Here is a 22622-nt window from a genome sequence, read left to right as displayed (position 1 = left end):
ATCCGCCTGTGGAAATGAGCGTCAGGGTCCCCCTCGTACGCGGTACGGTGCGCCGATGCCCACAATCAAGAAGTTCCAAGTCACCTTTGACTGCGCAGAACCCGAGCGCCTCGCTCGCTTCTGGTGCGACGTGTTGGGGTACGTCACACCGCCGCCACCGGAGGGGTTCACCTCCTGGGACGATTTCAACCGAACCCTGCCTCCTGAGGAGCAGGGATCGTGGTTTGCCTGCAGTGATCCCTCAGGCGTGGGCCCGCGCCTGTACTTCCAGCGTGTCCCCGAAGGCAAAATCGTCAAAAATCGGGTGCATCTCGATGTCCGGGTCGGCACCGGGCTCGTGGGGGACCAGCGCCTCGCCACGCTCGAAGCCGAGTGCGCACGACTGGTGGCGCTCGGCGCGACCCATGTGCAAACACTGTATGCCGATGAGGAAAACGAGTCGTGCATCCCGATGCTGGACATCGAGGGCAACGAGTTCTGTGTCGACTGAGCACTCTCCGAGCCGGGGAGGTGGGGCGTGGCGAGGGGACAGCCCGGGGCGCGGCCGGCTTGGCCGGCGCCGCCCCGCGACAGGTTCCGTGATCCCATATTCTGGACGATGCATAACCGGTCCGTGAGATGCGTGAGATCGTTACGGCGCCCGCACCGGGTCGCGCGGCCTTGCCACGAGGGAGACCTGCGCCGCCGTGCGGGACCGTCGGCTCTCCACGTCGACGGCCGCACTCCGCCCTCGTGGGAAAGTCCCAGAGATGTACGCTCCCACTACCGGACCTGCCCAGACCCCGTCGCATTCCCCGGCCGAGGCCGCGCCCGTCAACTCGCGGTCCCGCGTCCTGATCGCCAGCCTCATCGGCACGACGATCGAGTTCTACGACTTCTACGTCTATGCGACCGCCGCGGTCCTGGTCTTCCCGAAACTCTTCTTCCCGAGCAGCGACGCGACCACAGCCCTGCTCTCCTCCTTCGCGGTCTTCGGCGCGGCGATGGTCGCCCGCCCGATCGGCGCGATCGTCTTCGGCCACCTCGGCGACCGCCTCGGCCGCAAGGGCACCCTGGTGGCCTCGCTGCTCACGATGGGCATCGCCACCTTCCTGATCGGCGTTCTGCCGACGTACGCGCAAGCCGGCTGGGTCGCCACGGCACTGCTGGTGCTGATGCGGCTCGCACAGGGCTTCGCGCTCGGCGGCGAGTGGAGCGGCGCGGCCCTGGTCGCCACCGAGAACGCACCCGCCGGAAAGCGCGCCCTGTGGGGCACGTTCCCGCAGCTGGGCGCCCCGCTCGGGTTCATCATCGGCAACGGCCTCTTCCTGGTCATCGGCGCGCTGCTGCCCTCCGCGGCGGGCGCCGACCCCTCGCAGCCCTCCGACGCCTTCCAGAGCTGGGGCTGGCGGATCCCGTTCCTGTTCTCGGCTGTCATGGTCGCGATCGGTCTGTGGGTACGCATGCGCCTGGTCGAGTCGCAGGTCTTCGCGAAGACGCAGGAGACCGGCAAGGTCCGCAAGCTGCCGCTGGCCACCGTTTTCCGCCACCACTGGAAGCAGTTGGTCCTCGGCAGCTTCGCGATGCTGGCGACGTACGTCCTCTTCTATCTGATGACGACGTTCTCGCTCAGCTACGGCCGCACCGCCGAGGACGCGGACGTCCCGGGCCTCGGCTACAGCTACACCGCGTTCGTCCTGATGATGATCTTCGGTGTGCTGTTCTTCGCCGCGTTCACCCTGATCTCCGGCCCGCTCGCGGACAAGTACGGCCGCCGCAAGACCCTCGCCTGGGTCACCGTCGGCATCATCGTCTTCGGCCTGGTCTGGGTGCCGCTGATCAACCTGGGCACGCTCGGCGTGGTTCTCTGGCTGGTCCTCGGCTTCACCCTGATGGGCACGACGTTCGGACCGATGGGCGCGATGCTCCCGGAACTCTTCCCGACCAGCGTCCGCTACACCGGCTCCGGCATCGCCTACAACGTCAGTTCCATCCTCGGCGCGGCCGTCGCCCCATTCGTCGCGGTCGCCCTCTGGGAGGCCGGCGACGGTTCCCCGTGGCTGGTCGGCGTCTACCTCTCGGTGATGGCCGTCCTCACCCTGACCGCCCTCCTCATCGGCAAGGAGACGAAGGACGTCGCCCTGGACGAGGGCGAGGTCCTGGCAACCCCCGCCAGGACCGAGGCCCCGTCCGCCTGACGCGGACTGGTGCCGCGGCAGGCAACGTATTCCGTAAGGGAACGGCGTCCGGTGCGTGCTGACGGCGTGTCGGCCGGAGACCCTCGTACTCGACGTACTCGGGCCTTCGGCCGGTGCGGCGAAGGTGCGGTGAAGCTCGAGGAGACCTGCCCTGCCGCTGATGCCAAGGCCCCGGAAGCGGCGGGCGGGAAGATGCCGAACCTGGTTGGGAAGTCCGTCAGGGCAGCCCGCGGCGCCCTGGACTCGGGTACCTCGATCACGACAACCGATGCAGCGGAGGGCCGAATGGTTCTCATGGAGAGCAACTGGCAGGTGTGCACCCAGTCGCCGTCCCCGGGTGCGGCGTTGAACGGTCAGGCAACAGGGCCCTTCCAGCAGACGAGGACCCGCCGGGCGCCAAGTCACGGGCCGACCCGGTGCTGCCGGGCGCCCGGCAGCGGTGGTCGCAGGTCCCGACGAACGAAAAAGCTCCGTCATCAAGGTACTGACTTCTTGCTAAGCGTTCCACAATTCGGCGAGCAGCGCCTTCACCAGGGGGTTCGCGCTCGTGGGATGCGCGCAGAAGCGATCCTTGAGGGTCGCAGCCAGGGCCTTCGCCTCCGTGCGGATCGATGCGGGGTCGTAGCGGCCGTACTTGTAGATCCACATGAGGTAGAGCGCGGCACGTGTGAAGCCGCTGCCGGGGTCGAACTGCGCGTCCATACCGTTCGGAGTCCCGGCGGCGCCTGTCCAGGCGGTGCATGAGGTGTGCCCGGGATCGCCTGGCTCGCTGTGGCGGGCCTCGTGAATGAACAGGTACAGCGAGTGGATGTACGGGGTCGCCACGGTCGGTTGCGCCGGGTTGTTCGACCACAGCGTGAACGTGCGGTCGAGGTTCATCACGCCGCCGCCTGCCGAGTTGCCCGTGGTATCCAGCGAGACGCGGACGGTGTGGGTGTTCAGCCGCACCTGTTCGTAGGCGCTCTGGGCCGTTCCGAAGGGAAGGGGCTGGAGGAACCGCTGATGCCGGAGCGCGTCGAGCTTGCAGACGACAGCGGTCCGCGACGGGTTCGGGGAGGTCTGGGCGAACGGATAGCCGGGGTACGAAGCCCACTGCCGGGTCGGATCACCCGCAGCGCCGTCCACCCAGACGAACGTGAAGTCGCCGAGCACGCGGTCGATCTCCGCCTGCGCCGGTGCCGCCCGGTACAGCTCCCACAGATCGGCGAATACACGGACGCCTACGCTCCGCTTCAGGCGCTCCTTGGAAGCGGTGATCACATGCGTTCCGGGTGACAACGTGACGGTCGGCGCCCCCGTGCCGAGCAGGCCGTCACGGTCCGACTCCCAGGTGATGCCGTCGCTGTTCCAGGACGGCCCGGTAGTACTGAGGATGCCGGCGTCGAGCACGGTGTTCTCGCCGCTGACGAAACGCTCTCCTTCCAGCGGACTCTTGATGTTCACGGACCCGCCGAACCACGGGGACATGCTGATCCCGGCGTGGTTGAACCGGAATCCGAGGCCCATCCGGTCGACGACGCTGCCGTTGAGCGCGAGTGTCCACAGCCGGGAGAAGCCGTCGGCCTGGTTTGCCACGAAGTAGAAGCGGTCTTCTGACGGCGAGTGGCACAGACCGCCGAACACGCGCAGTCCCGCACCGAAGAGCTTGGTCACAATTCCGCTCAGCTTGATCGAGTAGAACCAGGTGAAGTCGTCGTGCGTGACCAGGGCGTAGAACGTGTCGGTTGCCTGTACGTAGGCCAGACCGTTGACCACCCCGAGGGCGACCGAGAAGAGTTCGGAGGTCCCGCCGCCCATGGTGACCTGATGGAACCTGGCGATTCCGTCGGAGCCGTTCGCGACCGCGTAGAAGCAGTTGTCCGGGCCGCGGTAGGCGATTCCGCCGTTCAGCTTCGCGCCTACCGGAGCCACGGTCTGCAGTGTTCCTCCTGTGCTCAGGCTGCACAGGAGCGGACCGGCTCCATTGGCCGGTGCCACGGTGTAGTAGAGCTGCGTCGACGGGTTGTAGGTCAGCCCGGCGAGTTCCTTCGTCGTCCCGATGGACTGCTGGTTCACGGCGCCCTGGACATCAATGGTGGTCCAGGTGGGATCGGTGCCCGGATGCCTGGAACCGATCGCGTAAAGGTCAATCATGCGAGCCGCCACGGATTGTCGATGCTGAGATTTTCGCCGCTTGTAAGATCATGTCCCGCCCAGGACGAGGCTGACATGGATGGCGACAACGGACATGTGAGGCACGCGCACCGCTCGGGGGAGCACTCGTTCGGCCCCGCGCTGCCGGCGTACTGCCAAGAACACCACCGAACCACCTGCCCGTCGGGCTGCCCCGTCGTTTCCGCGCGGAGAGTCAGGGGAGCAGCCCCGCGATCGTGGAAGCGAGGAGAGCGAGCAGCGAAAGGGCGGCGCCGAAGGCCATACCTCCCTGGAGGAGGGCTGAGGAGATCGGTGCCCCGGACCGGCTGGCGAGCAGCGCTGCCATGACAGCGCTCAGTACCGCGATCAACAGCACAAGTGCAACGGTGACCACGATCAGTACGACAACGGCTTCGAGCGGCACCTTGGCATCTCCTCGCAGGAACATCATGCGGACGGGGCGAGATTGGCTGATCAGCCGTACACCGGGGTTCGAGCGAACAACAATGAACAATGCCGAACCGCTCGGCCCATGGGTCCCCGACCGGTGGTCACGCGGCCGCCCAGGCCGCAGGGAGGGTGCATGCCGACCAGCGACGACGCCTCGGACCGTGCGGCGGCCCTGGCCGCGTTGCGCGAGAAACTGCGCGACACCCTTGGCAGCCAGGGGTACACGCGGAAGGACATCGTCTCGCGCAGCGTCGCCGCGGGGATGCCTTTGGCACCCACCACGATCAGCCAGGCCCTGAACGACGGTCACCGGGCACCGAGCCTGCGAACCGTGACGGCCATCGCGCGGGCCGCGGGCGCGAACCCGGAGACCTGCGAGCAGCTCCGAAATTTCTGGCACAGAGCCACGCGACCACCCGTGGTCGACGCTGCCGGCGCGTCTGCGGCCTCATCCGTCGGTCCGGGCAGCGTCCAGGTCGCGGGGCCGGCTCTGCTCGAAGTGCAGCAGGCCCCGTTCCTCACGAACGACTCGGACGACGCCGCTGAGAGCACAGCGCGCGTCGTCCGGAGCAGTTTCAGAAAGGAGGCCTCCCTCACTCCCTACCTCGCTCGTCCGCACGATCGGGAGCTGGAGCGACTGCTTGTCCCTGCACTGGACGGGGCTGAGTCCTGCTTCGTCGTGCTCACAGGTGACTCGTCCACGGGCAAGACCCGGGCACTGTTCGAAGCGCTCCTCCGGCTGGCCCCCGACCGCCCTCTGTGGCGGCCCACGCACGCTGCCGCGCTGGGGGATCTGCTCGGTGACGGTCGTGTCGTACCAGGTGAAGTGCTCTGGCTCAACGAGGCGCAGCGCTTCCTCTACGGTGATCGCTCCGAGGAGTCCGCCGCCGCCCTGCGCGAGCTCCTGATCACCCGGACCGGTATCACCGTCGTCGGCACCCTGTGGACGTTCCCGTACTGGGAGGAACTGATCCGCCCTTCGGTGTCGGGGGACGCTCGCAGCCACGTCCGCGCGCTCCTCGACGCCCCGGTCACCCACCGGATCGCGGTCCCGGCGGAGTTGACTTCGGCCGAGGGCTCGGAATGGAAGAGCCTTGCCGCGTCCAGCGGGGACCGTCGCATGGGGCAGGCCGGAAGGGCTGGAGCGGCCGATGGACGGGTGGTTCAGCACCTCAGTGGTGGGCCCCAGCTCCTCGACGCGTACAGCATGGGACCCGGCTCCCACTTCACCCATGCCGAACACGCCCTCGTCACCGCCGCGATCGCGGCACGGCAGGCCGGCCACTACGCGCCGCTGCCGGAAGAGCTGCTGGCGCATGTCGCCAACGCAGCCCTCCCGCCGCGTCTCAGGCCTGCGGCACCGGGCTGGGCTCACGACTCATTGACCGCCCTCGCCACGGGTGTGCGGGCCGACGGTCGCCGCACCGACATCAGGAATACCCTCACCGCGCTGGTTGCCCTGCGCGACACCGCCGGGGGCACGGCGACGTACGAACCGGCCGACTACCTGCAGCAGAACGTCGTCGCTTCCGAAGGAGCCTCCGTCCCGGTCCCGGCGTTGTGGGACGCCATGACCGCGTTCACCAACGACCCTTCTTTGCTGATGCACTTGTCGCTCAAGGCGGGGAGGTTGGACTTCACCAAGCAGGCGGTGGTGTTGTTGCGCCGAGCAACGATGGCGGGCTACCCCGTGAGTTGGATCGGCCTCCTGCTGGCTACGCCGAAGGAAACGCACAGGCGAAAGGAGATGGCGCTCTGGATGGCAGACCATGCCCGGTGGGAGTCGGGCTGGGACATGCGCGTCCGACTGCGCGAACTCGCGCGTGAGGGAGCTGACGCAGGCCTCCGTATCGCGGCAAGAGCTGTGGCGAAAGTTGACCTCTCCGACGCAAACGAGGTCAGCCGGCTGCTTCTGGCTCTGCGCGATCTCGGACACGAAAGACTGCTCATGGACCTCGATCCGGTGGCGCTCGTACGACTGCCGGACGAGCACGGCGCGTCCGCCTTACTCGGCCAACTGCTCGAAGCCGGCTACACAGGGCATGCGGCGCTTCTGACCGAAAGAATCCTCGCCGGCGGCGCACCTCTTGAGAAGCCGGAAGCAATGCGGGTGCTCGTCGCGGCGCTTCGCGTCTGTGCGCCCCTCCACGAGGGCAGGGAAGCCCTGGCCTCTGCGGCTGCGACGCACGCCGACCTGTCCCAGGACTTCCGGTCGCTTCTGGGCCTGGTGGAAGAACTCATGGCGGACCATGTCGAAGCAGCGCATCTGCTCGCCCTCCGGGTTGCCGACGCCGTTGATCCGGAGGACACCGAATTCGTGGCCTCTGCCCTGTACGAGCTGCAGTGCCTCGGGGTGACCGCTGCGTGCCGTCGGCTCGCTGAGCAAACCGTACCCAGAGCCGTTCTGGAAGATCCGGAAGCCGTCGGCTGGCTGCTGGAGGAGCTGAAGAACTGCGGCTTCGACGACCTCCTCGGCGCGCTGCTAGCCCGTGACCCCTTGGCGCAGCTCGCCATCGGCTCCGTCAAGAAGGTGGTGCTGCTCGTATGGGGCTTGCGCATCATCGGCAGGGAGGACTTGGCCCGGCGTCTCCTCTTGAGCAGCCTGCCGGACATCGAAATCGACGACGTCGAGTACACCTCCGCGTACCTCGACGAGCTCGCGCAGGTCGGCGATCCTCAGACCGTGAGGCGGTTCGCGCTGAATGCCGTCGACGAAGCCCCTCTCGCCCGTGGCGCGGGGGTGGTCATCCTCGCGCGATCGCTGCGGCAGCATGGGCTGTCGGATGCGCTGGACCAGCTGGCCCGCCGCGCGATCGCAACTGCGCATCCCCGTTCAGACGTTCTGGTCGGTCTCCCCAAGACGCTCCGCAGCCAACACCTGGACGCACCTGCCGAGGCCTTGATCGATCGAGCTGGCGCACACCCGGAACTCACGGGCGCGGTGCCGCACACAGAGCTCTCGGCACGTCCACGAGCGGCGGAGGAAGCTGAGGCCGCCGAGAGTCCGGAAACCGCGGTGTCGCTCGTGGCCAGGCCCCCGGATCCGGAGAGGCCTCGCGGCGAACCACGATGGGGAGCACCGTTCGGGCTGGAGACCGACGGCAGCCCGGCTCGCGCCTGGAGCTGGAAAGATCTGGACGACCTGGAGGCACACATGGCGAGAAGGATGAGCGGACCCGAGCGAAGCACTGCGGACCTGCTCCAGAGTTGAGCGGGCAGATGTCCTGCCGCGTCCTGAGCCGGCAGCAGGACATCTGCCGAACTGCCTCCACCCCGGTGCAGCTTCAACGGTGGCTCCTTAACCCCTGTAGGCCTCCAGCAGCCGCAGCCACACCTCGCTGATCGTCGGGTAGGCGGGCACCGCGTGCCAGAGCCGCTCGATCGGTACCTCGCCGGCGACGGCGACCGTCGCCGAGTGCAGGAGTTCGCCGATGCCGGGGCCGACGAAGGTGACTCCGAGCAGGATCTCGCGGTCCAGGTCGACGACCATCCTGGCCCGGCCCTTGTACCCCTGCGCGTACAGGCCGGACCCGGCGACCGAGGCCAGGTCGTAGTCCACGGCGCGGACCCGGTGGCCCGCCGCTTCCGCCTCGGCGAGCGTGAGCCCGACCGAGGCCGCCTCCGGGTCCGTGAACACGACCTGGGGGACGGCCGCGTGGTCGGCGGTGGCCGCGTGCGCGCCCCAGCGGTCGGTCTCCAGCAGCGGGGTTTCCTGCGCGCGGGCCGCGATCGCCGCTCCCGCGATGCGGGCCTGGTACTTGCCCTGGTGGGTGAGGAGCGCGCGGTGGTTGACGTCGCCGACCGCGTACAGCCAGTCGCTGCCCTCCACCAGGCAGCTGTCGTCGACGGAGAGCCAGGAGCCGGGCTTAAGGCCCACGGTGTCGAGGCCGAGGTCGTCGGTGCGTGGGGCCCGGCCGGTGGCGAAGAGGATCTCGTCGGTCTCCAGGCTTTCCCCGTTGTCGAGTTCGACGGTGACCGGCCCGTCGTGGCCCGCCCTCCGGACGCCGGTGGCCGAGACCCCGGTCAGGATCCGCGCGCCGGCCTCGGTCAGCGCCTCGGCGACCAGTTCACCCGCGAAGGGCTCCATCTTGGGGAGCAGGCGGCTGCCTCGGATCAGCATCGTCACCTCGGCGCCGAGCCCCTGCCAGACGGTGGCCATCTCCACGCCGACCACTCCCCCGCCCACGACGACGAGCCGGCCCGGGACCTCCTTGGCACTGGTCGCCTCGCGGCTGGTCCACGGCCGTACGTCCTCGATACCGGGCAGAGCGGGGACCACGGCCCGGCTCCCGGTACAGACGGCGACGGCATGGAGCGCGGTGAGGTGCTGCTCGGATCCGTCGGCGGCCGTGACGGAGACCTGCCGTACGCCCGTCAGCCGGCCCATGCCGCGGTAGATGTCAGCGCCGATGCTCTCCAGCCAGCCGACCTGGCCGTCGTCCTTCCAGTGGGAGGTCTCCTCGTCGCGGTGGGCGAGGACCGCGTCCGCGTCGAGCGGCCCCTGCACCGAGCCGCTCAGCCCGGGAACACGACGCGCGTCGGCCCGTGCGACGACCGGGCGCAGCAGTGCCTTGCTGGGCATGCACGCCCAGTACGAACACTCACCGCCGATGAGTTCGGACTCGATCACCGCGGTGCTCAGCCCGGCGGCCCTGGCACGGTCCGCCACGTTCTCGCCCACGGGGCCGGCCCCGATGACCACGACGTCGTACTCGCGGTTCCGCACACCCTCATCATCAGTCATGGGAACAGTGTCCTCGTGGGTGTGCGGACCGGCCACATGGGCAGGCGGAATAGCGCAAGTGACGTCACCGTTGTGCCGGACAGGTCCGAACGGTCCCAGGAAGAGGTAACAGAGTATGAGCACCGTAGAGCTCACCAAGGAAAACTTCGATCAGGTCGTGAGCGACAACGAATTCCTGCTGATCGACTTCTGGGCTTCCTGGTGCGGTCCGTGCCGGCAGTTCGCCCCGGTCTACGACTCGGCCTCCGAGCGCCACCCCGACCTGGTCTTCGCCAAGGTCGACACGGAGGCGCAGCAGGAGCTGGCGGCCGCCTTCGAGATCCGGTCCATCCCGACGCTGATGATCGTCCGTGACAACGTGGCGGTCTTCTCGCAGCCGGGGGCGCTCCCCGAGGCGGCGCTCGAGGATGTCATCGGCCAGGCGCGCAACCTGGACATGGACGAGGTGCGCAAGTCCGTCGAGGAGCAGAAGCAGGCCCAGCAGGGCCAGGCACAGCAGGAGCCTCAGTAGTCCCTGCGGATGTGCGGCAGACGTGATGAGGGCCCGGCCAGGACGGCCGGGCCCTCGTCATGGGGCGGTCCGGTTCAGCCGTCCGTGCCGGCTCCGGCCTCCTCCGTCCCGGCGCTCTCCGTACCCGGCTGCCCGGGCTCCGTACCTGCCTGCCCGGCGCTCTCCGTAGCCGCCTGTCCGGACTCGGCCGGCTCCGCCTCGGATTCCTCCGTACCTCGGATGCGGTCGGCGATCCTGGCCGTGAGGCCGTAGTCCAGCTCCGCGCCGTCCACCAGCAGGGCTTCCACGGTGTGCGAGGCGGGGTCGATGTCCGCCTCCATGCCGTTCCCGGCGTAGCGCGGATAGCCCGACTCCCCCGTGTCCCCGGTGGCCGCCACGACCGCGGAGCGGATGGCGGTGCCGGGCGGGGGCGCCCCGGTGACGGGCTCCTCCGGTTCCGGGAAGAGCAGGATCTCGTAGCTCTGCGGATGGCTCATGCCGTCGACGCTAGACATCCGCGGCCACCCGCGCATGTCGCAACGCCGCCGGGCCGGCCGGTCGACCGGGATTCGATGGTCAACGCTGCGGCCCGCAGTACAGGGCGCACGTAACGGGTCGTGATCCATCACGCCCCCCGAACTTCCCCGAAGCCTACTTTCGAGGACTGCATCGGCTGAATCGGGAATCTTGCCAACTGGTTCTTCCGGGGCTCGCACGATTTCTCCGAGGGCCATGCCTAAGACTGATCCTGTGAAAACTCCCGGGTGCTTGGTCACGCTGCGTCGCCCCGATCGCGTTCGTCGGCGGCAGCCGGTTCTTGAGGAAGGCAGCCGGGGCCGTTGACAGAGATGCCGCCGAGCTTGCCGGTCAGCCCGGGAGGCGTACGCCTTGTCCCCGGCGACCGCGCCCGGCCTGGTACGACGCCCATGGATGGCCCATGCCCGAAGGGGATGATCCGGTTCACTCTGGCCACGGGGCCGCTCACGACCACCGTACTTCCTTTGCCGGCGGCAAGATTTTCGACATTCGTGGAAAATCGATGCAAGTACTCTTCGCGCTCGACCAGCAAGAGCAACCCCCTGACGACGCAGAACCCCAATGCGGGTTCCTGGACGAAGACCATCAGAGGAGAGCGGCCTCAAGCGCGCGTCAATACTCCTGGCGCTTCCCGCCATGCGCCGGAATTCAGTCGCGCCCGGAACCTCCGTCAGGAATCGACAGGAAGGGACCGTCCCCCCACTGCGTTTCGGAGCGTACACACACTCGAAGGACCGCGGGGGCGTCGCTGTCCACCAGCCATCCCCAAACGTAAGATTCTCGCCGTCTCCGTCGGCGTTGATGCGCACCAAAGGCGCTGCTGGGAAGCCCGGAGCCCGATCACAGGAACAGCGTGCGCAAGATATTCGGCCTAACACATCTGGCTGAAGAATGCATGGTGCACGGATGGCCTGGCTCCTCGGCCGACGGACGAGGCGTTCGACTGAGCGAAGGACGGAGGCTGGTCCGGAGCGGGAGGGTCAAGGGCCGGCCCCCGGAGAAGCGGGGCCGGCCCCGCACGCGTCAGGACGCATGCGGCCTGTGGGTGTTCAGGTAAGCGTGGTCCGAGACGATGAGCCCATTCCTGATGGTGAGGACGACACACCAAGCGCTCTCAGCGCCGCCGTCCCCATCGGCGCTCTCGGTGGTGGTTCCCTCGACCACCACCACGTCACCGGACGAGACCACGCGCACGGCACGCGTCTCGCGCCCGCCCGCACGAGCCGCCCCTTCGCTTTCGAGCTCCCGCAACCGCGCAACACCGAACTCCTCGACACCGGGGACGACGATCACCGCGTCGGGTGCGTAGCACTCGTCCACCATTCGTTGCGGATCGGTGTTGTGCAATCGGATCCACTTGTCGACGAAGGTAAGGTTCGCCTTCTCGTCATCGCCCACAACTGCGTTGATGAGGGGCTCCTTTCAGCCGGCGAGCAACTCGCCGGTCAGGGCGTGGAGACGACGCGCGGAATCGGGGTCGAAGGCGGGGCCGGTCAGCTCCAGCGGCTCTCCCATCATGGATGCGGAGAGCGCGGCGGTCGGAGGTGTGTCCAGAACGGACATGATCGGCAGGATGCCTTCCTCAACCGGCTTCGCAGCCTCACGCATGGCCTCGATCTGCTGGGCCATCACGGAGTCGTACTCCCCGGAGAAGCTGGTACGGACGCCTCCCGGGTTCAGCAGCACGTATTTGACCGCGCTGTCGGCGTGTTGCTGCGCGAAACCCACCCCGAGCAGGTCGTTGAGCCTGCTTCCCTGCATCAGGGCGTCGATGCCGGAGTAATCACGCTCCCGCTGCAGGTCGCTCCAGCGCACCTCACCGAAGTCGACGCCAGGACCGCACACGTTGACCACGACCGGATCGGGAGCGGCCTCGAGCAGGTCTGCCAGCTCGTGGCTGAGGAGGAAACGGCTCAGGTAGTACAGCGCGAAGCTGTTCTCGAAGCCCTCATCCGTCACCAGCCGGGCGGAACGGAAGTGCTGGGCACACAGGACGAGCCCGTCGAGCTTGCCCCACTGGGAGCGGATCTGGGCAATGGCCTTGCGGGTCTCCTCGACCAGAGCCAGGTCGGTTCGGATGAAGTGGACGCGGTCAGCCGCGCCCTGTTCCTCAGCCAGGGCGAGCAGCGTGGCGCCCTTTTCCGCGTTGCGCCCCAGCGCGACGACCTCGTGACCACGCCGCAGCAAAGCGAGAGCGACGGCCTTGCCGATGCCGTCCGTGGCACCTGAGACGACTAACGCTTTCACCCTGAGGACCTCCGCTGATTGAGCACGAGCATGACGGACTAGTCACCGATCGATGACTTAACTCAAGCTATCCAGGGCCGAGTACCATGTCAACAGACGATGATTACGCGGTGGGGAGGCATCAATGACCGTCACGCCCGGGGACCGGGAGGCGCCCCGCAAGCGGAACCGCGAGGTCACGCGGGCAGCGCTCCTGGCTGCCGCGCGAGTGCGGTTCGCCCGCGAGGGGTATTCCGGAACGAATGTGCGCGTGATCGCCCAGGACGTCGGCGTCGACGCGTCCCTGGTGTTCCGGTACTTCGGTTCGAAGCGCGCCTTGTTCGACGAGGCCTCGGCGGAGAACGCGCTGGCGGCGGAGGCCGTGCTGGACGGTCCGGCGGAGCAACTGCCGTCCCGGTTGCTCGCGACGATCCTCGAGTACGACTGGCCGGAGTCCGCGGGTGAGCACCCCTTCGTCGCCATGCTTCGCTCGGCCAACGACGACGCGATCCGCGCCGAGTTGAGTGACCAGTTGTGCAAGACCTACACCGACAGCATCAGCCGGCAGGTGCGCGGCGAAGACGCCGATCTGCGCGCAGCTCTGTTCAGCGCCTGGCTGCTGGGCATCAGCGTGCTGCGGTCGGTGGTGCGCGACGACACGCTCTCCCGGGCCACGATGGCGAGCGTCGCGCCGCACTTCGAGCGCGTGGTCGAGGCGTTGCTGGGAGAGGCAAAGGCCGGGCCCGCAGGCGCAACCCCCGCCCCCGGGCCCGAGCAGCCGGATTAGACGACGGTGGTGCCAGCCAGGACGGGGCCGCCGGACGGCAGGGTGCACTCCAGCGTCGTTCCCACCCATATCTCCATGACGAAATCCCCGGGGGCGAAGGTGTAGCCGGACAACCCCTACCTGATCAGTGCCGGCTCACCGGCGGGCGCCGAGCCCCTATCTCCTCTAGGGGGCCGCTCCCCCGGCCCCTACCGCGGCGGTCCCGGAGCAGGAGGGCGGCTCGGCCAGGGCTGTGGCCACCGGGGCGAGGGTGGTGCACCAGCGCCCCCTGGTATCGGTACCGCGTGCGATGGCCCTTCGGGCTTGTGGCGGCATCGGATGCGAGCGATGAACGAGCCGTCGGCGCGAACGGGGCCGCGGCGCCGCCACCGGTACCTGGCCCATGGCGTCCGGCAGTCTTCCGGCCCCCTTCACGGCGCAGTCCGGCCGGGGCACCGTAACGGGGCGCGTCAGCCGCCGGCGAGGACCGGCCAGATCTTCGGGTCCTCGAAGTTGAGCGCCCACAGGGCGGTTCCGGTCACGCCGTGCTTGCGCAGCACCGGCAGGTGGGCGGCGATCCCGCGTGCGTCCTGGTACCAGACCTCGCGGTGCTCCGCGCCGTCGAGATAGGTGAAGTACGGGGTGCCGGAGACCTCGTCGAACCGGTAGGGGGCGCCCTGCCGGGCGCGCAGCGCCTCCGCCTCCTTCCAGGTGACGTGCTTGGTGGCGGCCGTGCTCGCGCTCTCCGCGGGCCAGTCCCATCCGTACGCGGGAAGGCCCATCTCCAGCTTGGCCGGCGGTACGACGGCGGTGGCACGGGTCAGGATGTCGTCGTACCAGCGGGTGTCCGCGAGTGGTCCGGGGTCGCCGCCGGACCAGTGCAGGTTGTAACCCATGATGCGGATTCGGTCGGCGACACGCCCGAGGGCCGCGTAGTCCCAGATACGGCCGGTCGTGGCGGTCTTCGGGAAGACCGTGATCACACACTGCTTGCCGAGGGTGTGCAGGCGGCCGCAGAGGTCGGTCGCCAGGGCGGTGAACCCGTCGCGTACCGAGGCGTAGGTGGAGTCGCCGGTGGCGGCGATGGATTCGTAGTCGAGGTCGAGGCCGTCGTAGTCGCGGGTGGCGACGGTGCGCATCAGCGCGTCGGCGTGCTCGGTGCGCCGGGCGGAGCTGGTGAGGATCGCCGCCAGGGCACCGGACTTCATCGTCTCCATGACGGTGGGGACGACCTTGGTCCCGGCCCGGTGCAGTCCGTCGATGATGCGGCGTTCGCCCGCGCCGGGGTGGGCGTCGATCCGGCCGGCGGAGACAGCTTCGTACCAGAACGGGCTGACGGTGTGCAGCTGGTCCGCGTGGAGGAGGGCGTCCTGGTAGGCGCCCTCCTGGTCCCAGTAGGGCAGCCACGCCGACACGGTCCGTGCGGACGGTGCGGAGGGGCGGACGGACGGGCCCGGGGCCGTGGCCGACGTGGGGCCGGGTTCGGGGAGTGGGCCTGACGCGGCGACAGAAGCTGTGGGCAGCACCGTGGCTGCGAGGAGTCCGGCGACCGTGACGGCGCGGGACAGCCGGAAGGCGAAGGGGGTGATCATGTGGTCGAGCCTGCGGCCCGTTTCGCCGACCCGCTCCACGGACTGGGCCGTACAGGTCCTACGGTGTTGCGATGACGTTCCAGCACACCAACCACAGCAGCGACAGCACGACCGACTTCCCCGGCCGCAGCGGACCGGCGGCCACCACGGAGGCCGAACCACGCGACGTGGGGCCCGTCCGCACCTCGTACGCCCCCGACCGCGACGGAAATCCCGACCCCGGCGAGATCGTCTGGACCTGGGTGCCGTTCGACGAGAACGACGGGCGCGGCAAGGACCGGCCGGTTCTCGTCGTGGCCCGGGAGGAGCGGGACACGCTGCTCGCCGTACAGCTGTCCAGCAAGCAGCACGACGGGGACCATGAGTGGGTCTCGCTGGGGGCGGGCCCGTGGGACAGCTCGGGGCGGCCGTCCTGGGTGGACCTGGACCGGGTCCTGCGGGTGCACGAGGACGGGATGCGGCGCGAGGCCTGCGCGCTGGACCGGGCGAGGTTCGACCTGGTCGTGGGGCGGCTGCGGGAGCGCTACGACTGGAGCTGACCGCCGAACGCGCGGGTGAAGGCCGCCCGGACGGCGGAGTCGGGATCTCGGTCGGGTACGCCGAAGACAAGCTGCTCGAAGTGGCCGGCGAACCGCCCGCCGTCGGTGAGCAGGGCGCGGAACGCGCCGGCTACCTCGGCGGGGTCGTTCATGAAGACGCCGCAGCCCCACGCGCCGAGCACGAGCCGGCGGTAGCCGCGGACGGCGGCGACTTCGAGCACCCGTTCGGCGCGGCTGGCCAGTGCGGCAGGTATGCGGGGGACCAGCTCGGGGTCCCGGCTGCGGATCACTCCGGCGTTGGGCGCGGGCGAGGTGAGGAATCCGGCCGTGTACGGGGATTCCAGCAGCCTCCCCCGGTCGTCGCGGAAGACCGGCACTCCGGGTGAGTGGATGACCCGGTCGGTGTAGAGGGCGCTGCGCTCGGCGCGGTGGTGCGCGTAGAACTCGGGGGCCCGCAGAAGCGTGGCGTGGAGCGCGGAGCCCCGGCACAGGGACTCCTCCTGGGCCTGCGCACCGTTGAGATAGCCGCCGCCAGGGTTGCGGGCGGAGGCGTAGTTCAGCACTGCCGTCCTGGCCGCCGACTCGCCTGCCATCCGGCGTGCCGCCTGCAGGCTCGTCTCGCCCGTCACCTCGACGACCGGTGTGCGGTCGGTGTCCAGGACGGCCACGTGGACGGGCTCGGGACCATACAGCCGGGTGCCGGAGAGTGCGGTGGCCAGGGCGCGCTCGATCGTCACCTCGCGCCCCTCGGGCGTGCGGTACCGCCCGGCCCGGACGATGGACTCGGTCTCTCGCGCGATGCCGCGCAGTCGTGCGCTCATCGGCGCGCCCCCGTGTGGTGCATACGGGGCATGCTGGACGCCGCGACGGCATGGACGCAACCGGTTTTCCGCGTCCAGGGGCACCCTTGTGCGAACTCCCGGTAAGGGTTTGGGTGGGTAGGAAGCACCCGAAGAGGAGGCCCAGCATGCCCCCGGACACTCTCGGCCAGCACGGCCCGCCCGTCGACGCGGCGCCGCTCGGTGAGGAAGAGGCGGAGGATCTGCTCCGCGGCATATGTTTCAAGACGGGACCGCCCCGGACGGTCGGTGTGGAGCTGGAATGGCTCATTCATGACCGTGAACACCCCGAGGTCGCCGTCTCCCCCGACCGCCTCCACGCCGCGGCCGACGCCGTGCGCGCGACCTCGCTGGACGCCGCCCTGACCTTCGAACCGGGAGGTCAGCTGGAGCTCAGTTCCCAGCCCGCTCCCTCCATGATGGCGTGCGTCGACGCCACGGCCGCGGATCTGGCATCCGTACGCGACACGCTCGGACGGGCGGGGCTGACCCTGGCCGGCATGGGCGTGGACCCGTGGCATCCGCCGCGCCGTCTGCTCCGGGAGCCGCGTTACGACGCCATGGAAGCCGCGCTCGACCGGTCGGGACCGGCGGGCCGCGCCATGATGTGCACCTCCGCGTCCGTCCAGGTCTGCCTGGACGCCGGTGAGGAGGAGCCGGGGCCGCTGGGCTACGGGCGGCGCTGGCAGCTCGGGCACCTGCTCGGCGCGGTGCTGGTCGCCGCGTTCGCCAATTCGCCGTTCCGGCAGGGCCGGCGCACCGGCTGGCGGTCGACCCGGCAGTCACTGTGGGCCGACCTCGATCCGGCCAGGACACTCGCGCCGCAGGGCCGTCTCGCGCCCCGGGACGCCTGGGCCACGCACGTGCTCGCCACGCCGGTGATGTGCGTCCGTGACGACGGCGGCCCCTGGGCCGTACCGGTCGGCCTGACGTTCCGGGACTGGATCCGCGGCGGCGGGCCGAGGCCGCCGGTGCGGGCCGATCTCGACTACCACCTCACCACGCTGTTCCCGCCGGTGCGCCCGCGCGGGCACCTGGAACTGCGGATGATCGACGCCCAGTCCGGCACCGACGGCTGGCTCGTGCCGCTGGCCGTCACCACCGCTCTGTTCGACGACCCGGAGGCAGCAGAAACCGTGTACCGCACCGTGAAACCTCTGGCCGAGACCGCGGGTCTCCCGGCCGCGCCCCGCAACCCGCTCTGGACCGCCGCCGCCCGTGACGGGCTGGGCGATCCCGAGCTGGCGGCGGCGGCAGTGGCCTGCTTCGCGGCCGCGCTGGAGGCGCTGCCCAGGATCGGGGCGAGTGACCATGTCCTCGGGACGGTCGCCGCCTTCCACGACCGCTATGTGGCCCGGGGCCGATGTCCGGCCGACGATTTCCCCGACCCGGCACGGGCCCCGTACGGAAAGGGCTTGGTCCGATGACTGACACCTCTGCTCCGCACACCGGCCAGGAATTCGACGCCGAGTCGCTGCGCGAGCGCGCCCTGGCCGCGCTCCTCGCCGCCCGCGAGCGCACGGCCCTGCTCACCGACAGCGTCGACGACCACGAGCTCACCGCGCAGCACTCCCCCTTGATGTCGCCCCTGGTCTGGGACCTGGCGCACATCGGGAACCAGGAGGAGCTGTGGCTGCTGCGGGCCGTCGGCGGCCGCGAGGCGATGCGCCCCGAGATCGACGGGCTGTACGACGCCTTCGAGCACTCCCGGGCCAGCCGGCCCTCGCTGCCCCTGCTGGCGCCCGCCGAGGCACGGACGTACGCGGCCGACGTGCGCGGCCGGGCACTGGACATCCTCGGTGGCGCTCCGCTGCACGGCGAGGGCCGCCCGCTGGAGCGGGCGGGATTCGCCTTCGGCATGGTCGCCCAGCACGAACAGCAGCACGACGAGACGATGCTGATCACCCATCAGCTGCGCTCGGGACCGGCGGTGCTCTCCGCCCCGGAGCCGCCCGAGCCCACCGAGACCGTCACCCTGCCGTCCGAAGTCCTGGTCCCCGGGGGCCCGTTCACCATGGGGACCTCGACGGAGCCCTGGTCGCTGGACAACGAACGGCCCGCGCACCGGCGCGAGGTGGCGGCGTTCCACATCGACACCGCCCCGGTCACCTGCGGTGCGTACCAGCGCTTCATCGAGGACGGCGGCTACACCGAGGAACGCTGGTGGGCGCCCGAGGGCTGGGCGATGATCCGCGAACACGACCTGACGGCGCCCCTGTTCTGGCACCGGGACGCCGGACAGTGGCTGCGACGGCGGTTCGGGGTGACCGAGCCCGTGCGGGCGGACGAGCCGGTGCTCCACGTCAGCTGGTACGAGGCGGACGCGTACGCCCGTTGGGCGGGCCGGCGCCTGCCGACCGAGCCGGAGTGGGAGAAGGCCGCCCGGCACGACCCCGCCTCGGGGCGGTCGCTGCGCTACCCCTGGGGCGACGAGGACCCGACACCCGAGCACGCCAATCTGGGCCAGCGCCACCTGCGGCCCGCCGCCGCGGGGGCGTACGCGGCCGGCCGGTCCCCCGCGGGTGCGGGCCAGCTGATCGGCGATGTGTGGGAGTGGACGTCGAGCGACTTCCTGCCGTACCCCGGCTTCGCCGCGTTCCCGTACCGGGAGTACTCGGAGGTGTTCTTCGGCCCCGGGCACAAGGTGCTGCGCGGTGGTTCGTTCGCCGTGGATCCGGTGGCCTGCCGTGGCACGTTCCGTAACTGGGACCTTCCCGTCCGGCGTCAGATCTTCTCCGGCTTCCGCACGGCGAGGGATGCCTGATGTGCCGTCATATTGCCTACCTGGGGCCACCGGTGGCACTGGGCGAGGTGCTCGTCTCCCCCGCCCATGGGCTCGTTCGCCAGTCCTGGGAGCCCCGGCACCAGCGGTACGGCACGGTCAACGCCGACGGGTTCGGGGTCGGCTGGTACGCGGACGGTGACCCCGTGCCCGGACGCTACCGCCGCTCCGGGCCGGTATGGGGCGACGAGACGTTCGCCGATCTGGCCCGCGTGGTGCGCAGCACGGCGCTGCTCGCCGCGGTCCGGGACGCGACGTTCGCCGGGGCGGACGGGGAGGCCGCCGCGGCTCCTTTCGCCGAGGGACGTCTGCTGTTCAGCCACAACGGCGCGGTGCGCGGCTGGCCGGGTTCCCTGGCTCCGCTGGCCGGGGACCTGCCGCCCGAGAGGCTGCTGGGCCTGGCGGCGCGGAGCGACTCGGCGCTGATCTGGGCGCTGGTGCTGCACCGGGTGGCGCAGGGGGACGAGATAGCCCGGGCGGTCGCCGACACGGTTCACGACGTCGGTGCCGCCGCCCCCGGTTCACGGCTCAATCTGCTGCTCACCGACGGTTCCACGATCGTGGCGACCACCTGGGGCGACTCCCTCTGGTATCTCCACGAACCGGGCCGCCGCACGGTGGTGGCCTCGGAGCCCTACGACGACGATCCGTACTGGCGCGAGGTCCCGGACCGCACCCTGCTGGCCGCGACGCGCACCGATGTCCTGCTGACCCCGCTCAAGGAGCCCACCGCGTGAGTCCCTTCCAGCTGACCCGCACCCTGCCTGCGGACGCGACGGACGCGGCGCTGCGCGCCGATGTGCGCAGCGGTCTGACGCGGCACCCGAAGACGCTGCCGCCCAAGTGGTTCTACGACGCGCGCGGCAGCGACCTGTTCGAGGAGATCACCCGGCTGGACGAGTACTACCCGACGCGCGCGGAGCGGGAGATCCTGATCGCCCGTGCCGGGGACATCGCCGCCGCGTCCGGGGCCCGGACCCTGATCGAGCTGGGGTCGGGCTCCTCGGAGAAGACGAAACACCTGCTGGACGCGCTGCCGGCGCTGCACACGTATGTGCCGGTCGATGTCAGTGAGAGCGCGCTCGCGGGCGCGGCCGAGGCACTGCTGGCCGAGCGCCCGGGGCTCTCCGTGCACGCGCTCGTCGCCGACTTCACGCATGTCCTGGAGCTGCCCGAGAGCCCGGGGCCGCGGCTGGTGGTGTTCCTCGGCGGGACGCTGGGCAATCTGCTTCCCGGGGAGCGCGCGGAGTTCCTGCGGTCCGTGCGGGCCCGGCTCTCCCCGGGAGACGGGCTGCTGCTCGGTACGGACCTGGTGAAGGACGAGGCGACCCTCGTCGCGGCGTACGACGACGCGGCCGGGGTGACGGCCGCGTTCAACAGGAACGTGCTGGCGGTGGTGAACCGTGAACTGGGGGCGGACTTCCCGCTCGAAGACTTCGCCCATGTGGCGCTCTGGGACCCGGACAACGAGTGGATCGAGATGCGGCTGCGGGCCCGCCGGGCGCTGACGGTCAAGATCCGGGAGCTGGATCTGGTGGTGCAGTTCGAGGAGGGTGAGGAACTGCGTACGGAGATCTCCGCGAAGTTCCGCGAGGAGAGGGTCCGGGACGAGCTGGCCGCGGCGGGCCTGCGGCTGGATCAGTGGTGGACGGACGCGGCGGGCAGATTCGCGCTGTCGCTGGCGACGGCGGACTGAGCCGCCCGCGCCAGGGCCCGCCGGCCGGGCTCACCGTCCGCGTGGACCGGCGGCAGGATCCGGATCTCGGCGGTGAGCCCGGCGGCGGTCACCACGCGCCACAGCGAGGCTGCGAGCGGGTCGTCCCCGACGAACGCGGCGGCTCCCGCCGCGTTCGTCGTCGCCGTCCGGTAGCTGATGCGGACGGGGCGGACGGCGGCGCCGGCGTCGATCGCCGCCTGGAAGGCGGCGGGCCGGAACCGGCCGCCGCCGCTCCGGCCGCACCAGGTGCTGCCCTGCGGGAACACCGCGACCCGGGACCCGGAGGCCAGTGCCCCGGCGAGTGCCCGCACGGCGTGCGGGAGGGCCCGCAGCCGGTCCCGCTCGATGAACAGGGTGCCGCCGAGCGCGGCGAGCGGTCCGAGCACCGGCCAGTTCCGTATCTCGCTCTTGGCGACCATCCGGGCGGGCAGCACGGAGGCCACGAGCGGGATGTCCAGCCACGACATGTGGTTGGCGACCACGAGCTCGCCCGTCGGTGGCCGGGCCCGCTCCACCGGGCACCCGGTGATCCGTACGCGTACGCCGAAGGCCCGCACCACCGTATGGGCCCACCGGCGGATCAGCCGGTCGCGGTGCGACGGTCCCAGCAGCAGGACCGCCGGCACGCACACCACCCCCAGAAGGGTGAGGGCGCATCCGGCGAGCAGCAGGGCCGCGGCGTGCGGTGCCGGGCGTCTGGCGCCCTCGTGGTGCGCGCAGTCGCGTGGGGTGCAGGGGGCGACGGGCAGCCAGGCGCTCATCGCAGCGGGGCCAGCGAGAGGAAGTGGCGCAGGTAGCGCGGGTCGGTGCGGTGCATCGACAGCAGGACGTAGAGGTCCGCGACGTCGAAGTCCGGGTCGTGGGCGGGGGCTCCGCAGACCCAGGCGCCGAGCCGCAGATAGCCGCGCAGCAGCGGAGGCAGTGCGGCGCGGCCGCCCGCGCCGCCGCCGGGGTGGCCCGTGGTGTCCCAGAGGCGGTGCGGGGTGACCCAGTACTCCTCGGGGGCCAGGTGGTGGGTCCGTACGGTGTCCCAGCTCCTGGCGGCCAGTGCCCCTCCGTCGGTGAGCGGTACGGAGCAGCAGCCGGCCAGCCAGGTGTGGCCGGTGCGCTCCATGTAGCGGGCGAGGCCGGCCCAGATCAGGGCGATGACGGCGCCGTCCCGGTGGGCGGGGTGGACGCAGGACCTTCCCACCTCGACGAGGTCGTCGCGGATGGGGCCGAGGCGCCCGAGGTCGAACTCGCTCTCCGCGTACAGGCCGCCCGCGAGCCTGGCGCCCTGGGGCGGCAGCAGCCGGTAGGTGGCGACCACCTCTCCGGTGGCCGTCTCGCGCACCAGGAGGTGGTCGCAGTAGGCGTCGAAGGCGTCGCTGTCCAGGCCGGGTTCGGCGCTGTCGAGGCGGGCGCCGAGCTCTCCGGCGAACACGAGGTGCCGCAGGCGCTGGGCGGCCCGTACGTCGTCCTGGCCGGTGGCCAGGGAGACCCGGTAGCCCGACGGGGCGCCTGCGGCGGCCGGACGCGGCGCGGGTACACCGGCGGGAGCGGAGGAGGGTGCGGAGGTCGGGGAGGTGAGCGGCAGCACGGTCATGGCGGTCTCCGGGGGACGGATCAGCGGGGCCGTCGGCCGCCGCGG

21 protein-coding genes are annotated in these 22622 nt (G+C 70.3%); 10 read left to right on the top strand and 11 right to left on the bottom strand.

Translation table 11 applies throughout. From position 1 onward, the window contains the following. Positions 1-55: 55 nt before the first annotated feature. Together ACIRD8_RS28240 and ACIRD8_RS28235 are read left to right on the top strand one after the other, a co-directional pair. Complete coding sequence (locus ACIRD8_RS28240) at positions 56-490, top strand: VOC family protein (RefSeq protein ID WP_403997366.1); 435 nt, start codon at positions 56-58, stop codon at positions 488-490. Positions 491-749: 259 nt separating this feature from the next. Then, entirely contained in the window at positions 750-2177 is a 1428-nt protein-coding gene (locus ACIRD8_RS28235) for an MFS transporter (RefSeq protein ID WP_403997363.1), read from the top strand. 495 nt (positions 2178-2672) lie between these two features. Here ACIRD8_RS28235 and ACIRD8_RS28230 read toward each other — a convergent pair whose 3' ends face one another. Both ACIRD8_RS28230 and ACIRD8_RS28225 read right to left on the bottom strand, forming a co-directional pair. After that, a complete protein-coding gene (locus ACIRD8_RS28230; RefSeq protein WP_403997360.1) occupies positions 2673-4310 on the bottom strand; it encodes a hypothetical protein in 1638 nt (545 codons plus the stop codon). A gap of 214 nt (positions 4311-4524) precedes the next feature. Next, complete coding sequence (locus ACIRD8_RS28225) at positions 4525-4734, bottom strand: hypothetical protein (RefSeq protein WP_403997357.1); 210 nt, start codon at positions 4732-4734, stop codon at positions 4525-4527. Positions 4735-4893: 159 nt separating this feature from the next. On the opposite strand from ACIRD8_RS28225, the gene ACIRD8_RS28220 reads away from it, so the two are divergent. Continuing rightward, positions 4894-7971 carry a hypothetical protein gene (locus ACIRD8_RS28220; RefSeq protein ID WP_403997355.1) on the top strand — a complete coding sequence of 1026 codons (3078 nt, stop codon included), beginning with the start codon at positions 4894-4896 and terminating at the stop codon, positions 7969-7971. 87 nt (positions 7972-8058) lie between these two features. On the opposite strand, the gene ACIRD8_RS28215 is transcribed toward ACIRD8_RS28220, so the two are convergent. Then, positions 8059-9504, bottom strand: a complete 1446-nt coding sequence (locus ACIRD8_RS28215; protein WP_403997352.1) for a dihydrolipoyl dehydrogenase family protein — start codon at positions 9502-9504, stop codon at positions 8059-8061. Between the two features lie 115 nt (positions 9505-9619). Here ACIRD8_RS28215 and trxA point away from each other — a divergent pair, with 115 nt between their 5' ends. Continuing rightward, a complete protein-coding gene (gene trxA, locus ACIRD8_RS28210; protein WP_403997349.1) occupies positions 9620-10015 on the top strand; it encodes a thioredoxin in 396 nt (131 codons plus the stop codon). Between the two features lie 74 nt (positions 10016-10089). Here the strand turns inward: trxA and ACIRD8_RS28205 are convergent, their stop codons facing one another. The 4 genes from ACIRD8_RS28205 to ACIRD8_RS28190 all read right to left on the bottom strand — a co-directional run bounded on the left by ACIRD8_RS28205 (position 10090) and on the right by ACIRD8_RS28190 (position 12778). Next, positions 10090-10491: a hypothetical protein gene (locus tag ACIRD8_RS28205; protein ID WP_403997346.1), complete on the bottom strand. Its 402-nt coding sequence runs from the start codon at positions 10489-10491 to the stop codon at positions 10090-10092. 275 nt (positions 10492-10766) lie between these two features. Beyond that, positions 10767-11117, bottom strand: coding sequence for a hypothetical protein (locus tag ACIRD8_RS28200; RefSeq protein WP_403997344.1), 351 nt, complete (start codon positions 11115-11117; stop codon positions 10767-10769). A 437-nt stretch (positions 11118-11554) separates the two neighbouring features. Further along, positions 11555-11929, bottom strand: a complete 375-nt coding sequence (locus ACIRD8_RS28195; RefSeq protein WP_403997341.1) for a nuclear transport factor 2 family protein — start codon at positions 11927-11929, stop codon at positions 11555-11557. A gap of 24 nt (positions 11930-11953) precedes the next feature. Continuing rightward, positions 11954-12778: an SDR family NAD(P)-dependent oxidoreductase gene (locus tag ACIRD8_RS28190; RefSeq protein WP_403997338.1), complete on the bottom strand. Its 825-nt coding sequence runs from the start codon at positions 12776-12778 to the stop codon at positions 11954-11956. Between the two features lie 124 nt (positions 12779-12902). Here ACIRD8_RS28190 and ACIRD8_RS28185 point away from each other — a divergent pair, with 124 nt between their 5' ends. Beyond that, complete coding sequence (locus ACIRD8_RS28185; protein ID WP_403997336.1) at positions 12903-13544, top strand: TetR family transcriptional regulator; 642 nt, start codon at positions 12903-12905, stop codon at positions 13542-13544. A gap of 449 nt (positions 13545-13993) precedes the next feature. Here ACIRD8_RS28185 and ACIRD8_RS28180 read toward each other — a convergent pair whose 3' ends face one another. Continuing rightward, complete coding sequence (locus ACIRD8_RS28180; protein WP_403997334.1) at positions 13994-15115, bottom strand: glycosyl hydrolase family 18 protein; 1122 nt, start codon at positions 15113-15115, stop codon at positions 13994-13996. A gap of 71 nt (positions 15116-15186) precedes the next feature. On the opposite strand from ACIRD8_RS28180, the gene ACIRD8_RS28175 reads away from it, so the two are divergent. Beyond that, positions 15187-15654, top strand: a complete 468-nt coding sequence (locus ACIRD8_RS28175) for a type II toxin-antitoxin system PemK/MazF family toxin (protein ID WP_403997332.1) — start codon at positions 15187-15189, stop codon at positions 15652-15654. Here the strand turns inward: ACIRD8_RS28175 and ACIRD8_RS28170 are convergent. Then, on the bottom strand, positions 15639-16475 hold the full coding sequence (locus ACIRD8_RS28170) for a TIGR02452 family protein (protein ID WP_403997330.1): 837 nt from the start codon (positions 16473-16475) through the stop codon (positions 15639-15641). The genes ACIRD8_RS28175 and ACIRD8_RS28170 overlap by 16 nt on opposite strands. Positions 16476-16621: 146 nt before the next feature. Between ACIRD8_RS28170 and egtA the strand changes: the two genes are divergently transcribed. From egtA to egtD, 4 genes are read left to right on the top strand one after another with little or no spacing between them, the layout of a single operon-like run. Beyond that, positions 16622-17920 carry an ergothioneine biosynthesis glutamate--cysteine ligase EgtA gene (egtA, locus tag ACIRD8_RS28165; RefSeq protein WP_403997328.1) on the top strand — a complete coding sequence of 433 codons (1299 nt, stop codon included), beginning with the start codon at positions 16622-16624 and terminating at the stop codon, positions 17918-17920. Next, a complete protein-coding gene (egtB, locus tag ACIRD8_RS28160) occupies positions 17917-19257 on the top strand; it encodes an ergothioneine biosynthesis protein EgtB (protein WP_403997325.1) in 1341 nt (446 codons plus the stop codon). The genes egtA and egtB overlap by 4 nt, the downstream gene beginning before the upstream one ends. Then, positions 19257-20012: an ergothioneine biosynthesis protein EgtC gene (egtC, locus tag ACIRD8_RS28155; protein WP_403997322.1), complete on the top strand. Its 756-nt coding sequence runs from the start codon at positions 19257-19259 to the stop codon at positions 20010-20012. Before egtB ends, egtC begins: the two co-directional genes overlap by 1 nt. Beyond that, entirely contained in the window at positions 20009-20971 is a 963-nt protein-coding gene (gene egtD / locus ACIRD8_RS28150) for an L-histidine N(alpha)-methyltransferase (RefSeq protein WP_403997319.1), read from the top strand. The genes egtC and egtD overlap by 4 nt, the downstream gene beginning before the upstream one ends. Here egtD and ACIRD8_RS28145 read toward each other — a convergent pair. After that, complete coding sequence (locus ACIRD8_RS28145; RefSeq protein ID WP_403997316.1) at positions 20914-21753, bottom strand: lysophospholipid acyltransferase family protein; 840 nt, start codon at positions 21751-21753, stop codon at positions 20914-20916. The two genes, egtD and ACIRD8_RS28145, sit on opposite strands and share 58 nt — an antisense overlap. Continuing rightward, complete coding sequence (locus tag ACIRD8_RS28140; RefSeq protein WP_403997313.1) at positions 21750-22577, bottom strand: GNAT family N-acetyltransferase; 828 nt, start codon at positions 22575-22577, stop codon at positions 21750-21752. Before ACIRD8_RS28140 ends, ACIRD8_RS28145 begins: the two co-directional genes overlap by 4 nt. Between the last annotated feature and the right edge of the window lie 45 nt (positions 22578-22622).

Source organism: Streptomyces sp. NPDC102451, assembly GCF_044765485.1.
Lineage (GTDB): Bacteria > Actinomycetota > Actinomycetes > Streptomycetales > Streptomycetaceae > Streptomyces.
This window is presented reverse-complemented; position numbering and strand designations above follow the sequence as displayed.

Bases quoted from the DNA above. Each gene is read 5' to 3' on its own strand.
- ACIRD8_RS28240 (WP_403997366.1), top strand. From the start codon at position 56: ATGCCCACAATCAAGAAGTTCCAAGTCACCTTTGACTGCGCAGAACCC.
- ACIRD8_RS28235 (WP_403997363.1), top strand. From the start codon at position 750: ATGTACGCTCCCACTACCGGACCTGCCCAGACCCCGTCGCATTCCCCG.
- ACIRD8_RS28230 (WP_403997360.1), bottom strand. From the start codon at position 4,310: ATGATTGACCTTTACGCGATCGGTTCCAGGCATCCGGGCACCGATCCC.
- ACIRD8_RS28220 (WP_403997355.1), top strand. From the start codon at position 4,894: ATGCCGACCAGCGACGACGCCTCGGACCGTGCGGCGGCCCTGGCCGCG.
- ACIRD8_RS28215 (WP_403997352.1), bottom strand. From the start codon at position 9,504: ATGACTGATGATGAGGGTGTGCGGAACCGCGAGTACGACGTCGTGGTC.
- trxA (WP_403997349.1), top strand. From the start codon at position 9,620: ATGAGCACCGTAGAGCTCACCAAGGAAAACTTCGATCAGGTCGTGAGC.
- ACIRD8_RS28205 (WP_403997346.1), bottom strand. From the start codon at position 10,491: ATGAGCCATCCGCAGAGCTACGAGATCCTGCTCTTCCCGGAACCGGAG.
- ACIRD8_RS28200 (WP_403997344.1), bottom strand. From the start codon at position 11,117: ATGGTCTTCGTCCAGGAACCCGCATTGGGGTTCTGCGTCGTCAGGGGG.
- ACIRD8_RS28185 (WP_403997336.1), top strand. From the start codon at position 12,903: ATGACCGTCACGCCCGGGGACCGGGAGGCGCCCCGCAAGCGGAACCGC.
- ACIRD8_RS28180 (WP_403997334.1), bottom strand. From the start codon at position 15,115: ATGATCACCCCCTTCGCCTTCCGGCTGTCCCGCGCCGTCACGGTCGCC.
- ACIRD8_RS28175 (WP_403997332.1), top strand. From the start codon at position 15,187: ATGACGTTCCAGCACACCAACCACAGCAGCGACAGCACGACCGACTTC.
- ACIRD8_RS28170 (WP_403997330.1), bottom strand. From the start codon at position 16,475: ATGAGCGCACGACTGCGCGGCATCGCGCGAGAGACCGAGTCCATCGTC.
- egtA (WP_403997328.1), top strand. From the start codon at position 16,622: ATGCCCCCGGACACTCTCGGCCAGCACGGCCCGCCCGTCGACGCGGCG.
- egtB (WP_403997325.1), top strand. From the start codon at position 17,917: ATGACTGACACCTCTGCTCCGCACACCGGCCAGGAATTCGACGCCGAG.
- egtC (WP_403997322.1), top strand. From the start codon at position 19,257: ATGTGCCGTCATATTGCCTACCTGGGGCCACCGGTGGCACTGGGCGAG.
- ACIRD8_RS28145 (WP_403997316.1), bottom strand. From the start codon at position 21,753: ATGAGCGCCTGGCTGCCCGTCGCCCCCTGCACCCCACGCGACTGCGCG.
- ACIRD8_RS28140 (WP_403997313.1), bottom strand. From the start codon at position 22,577: ATGACCGTGCTGCCGCTCACCTCCCCGACCTCCGCACCCTCCTCCGCT.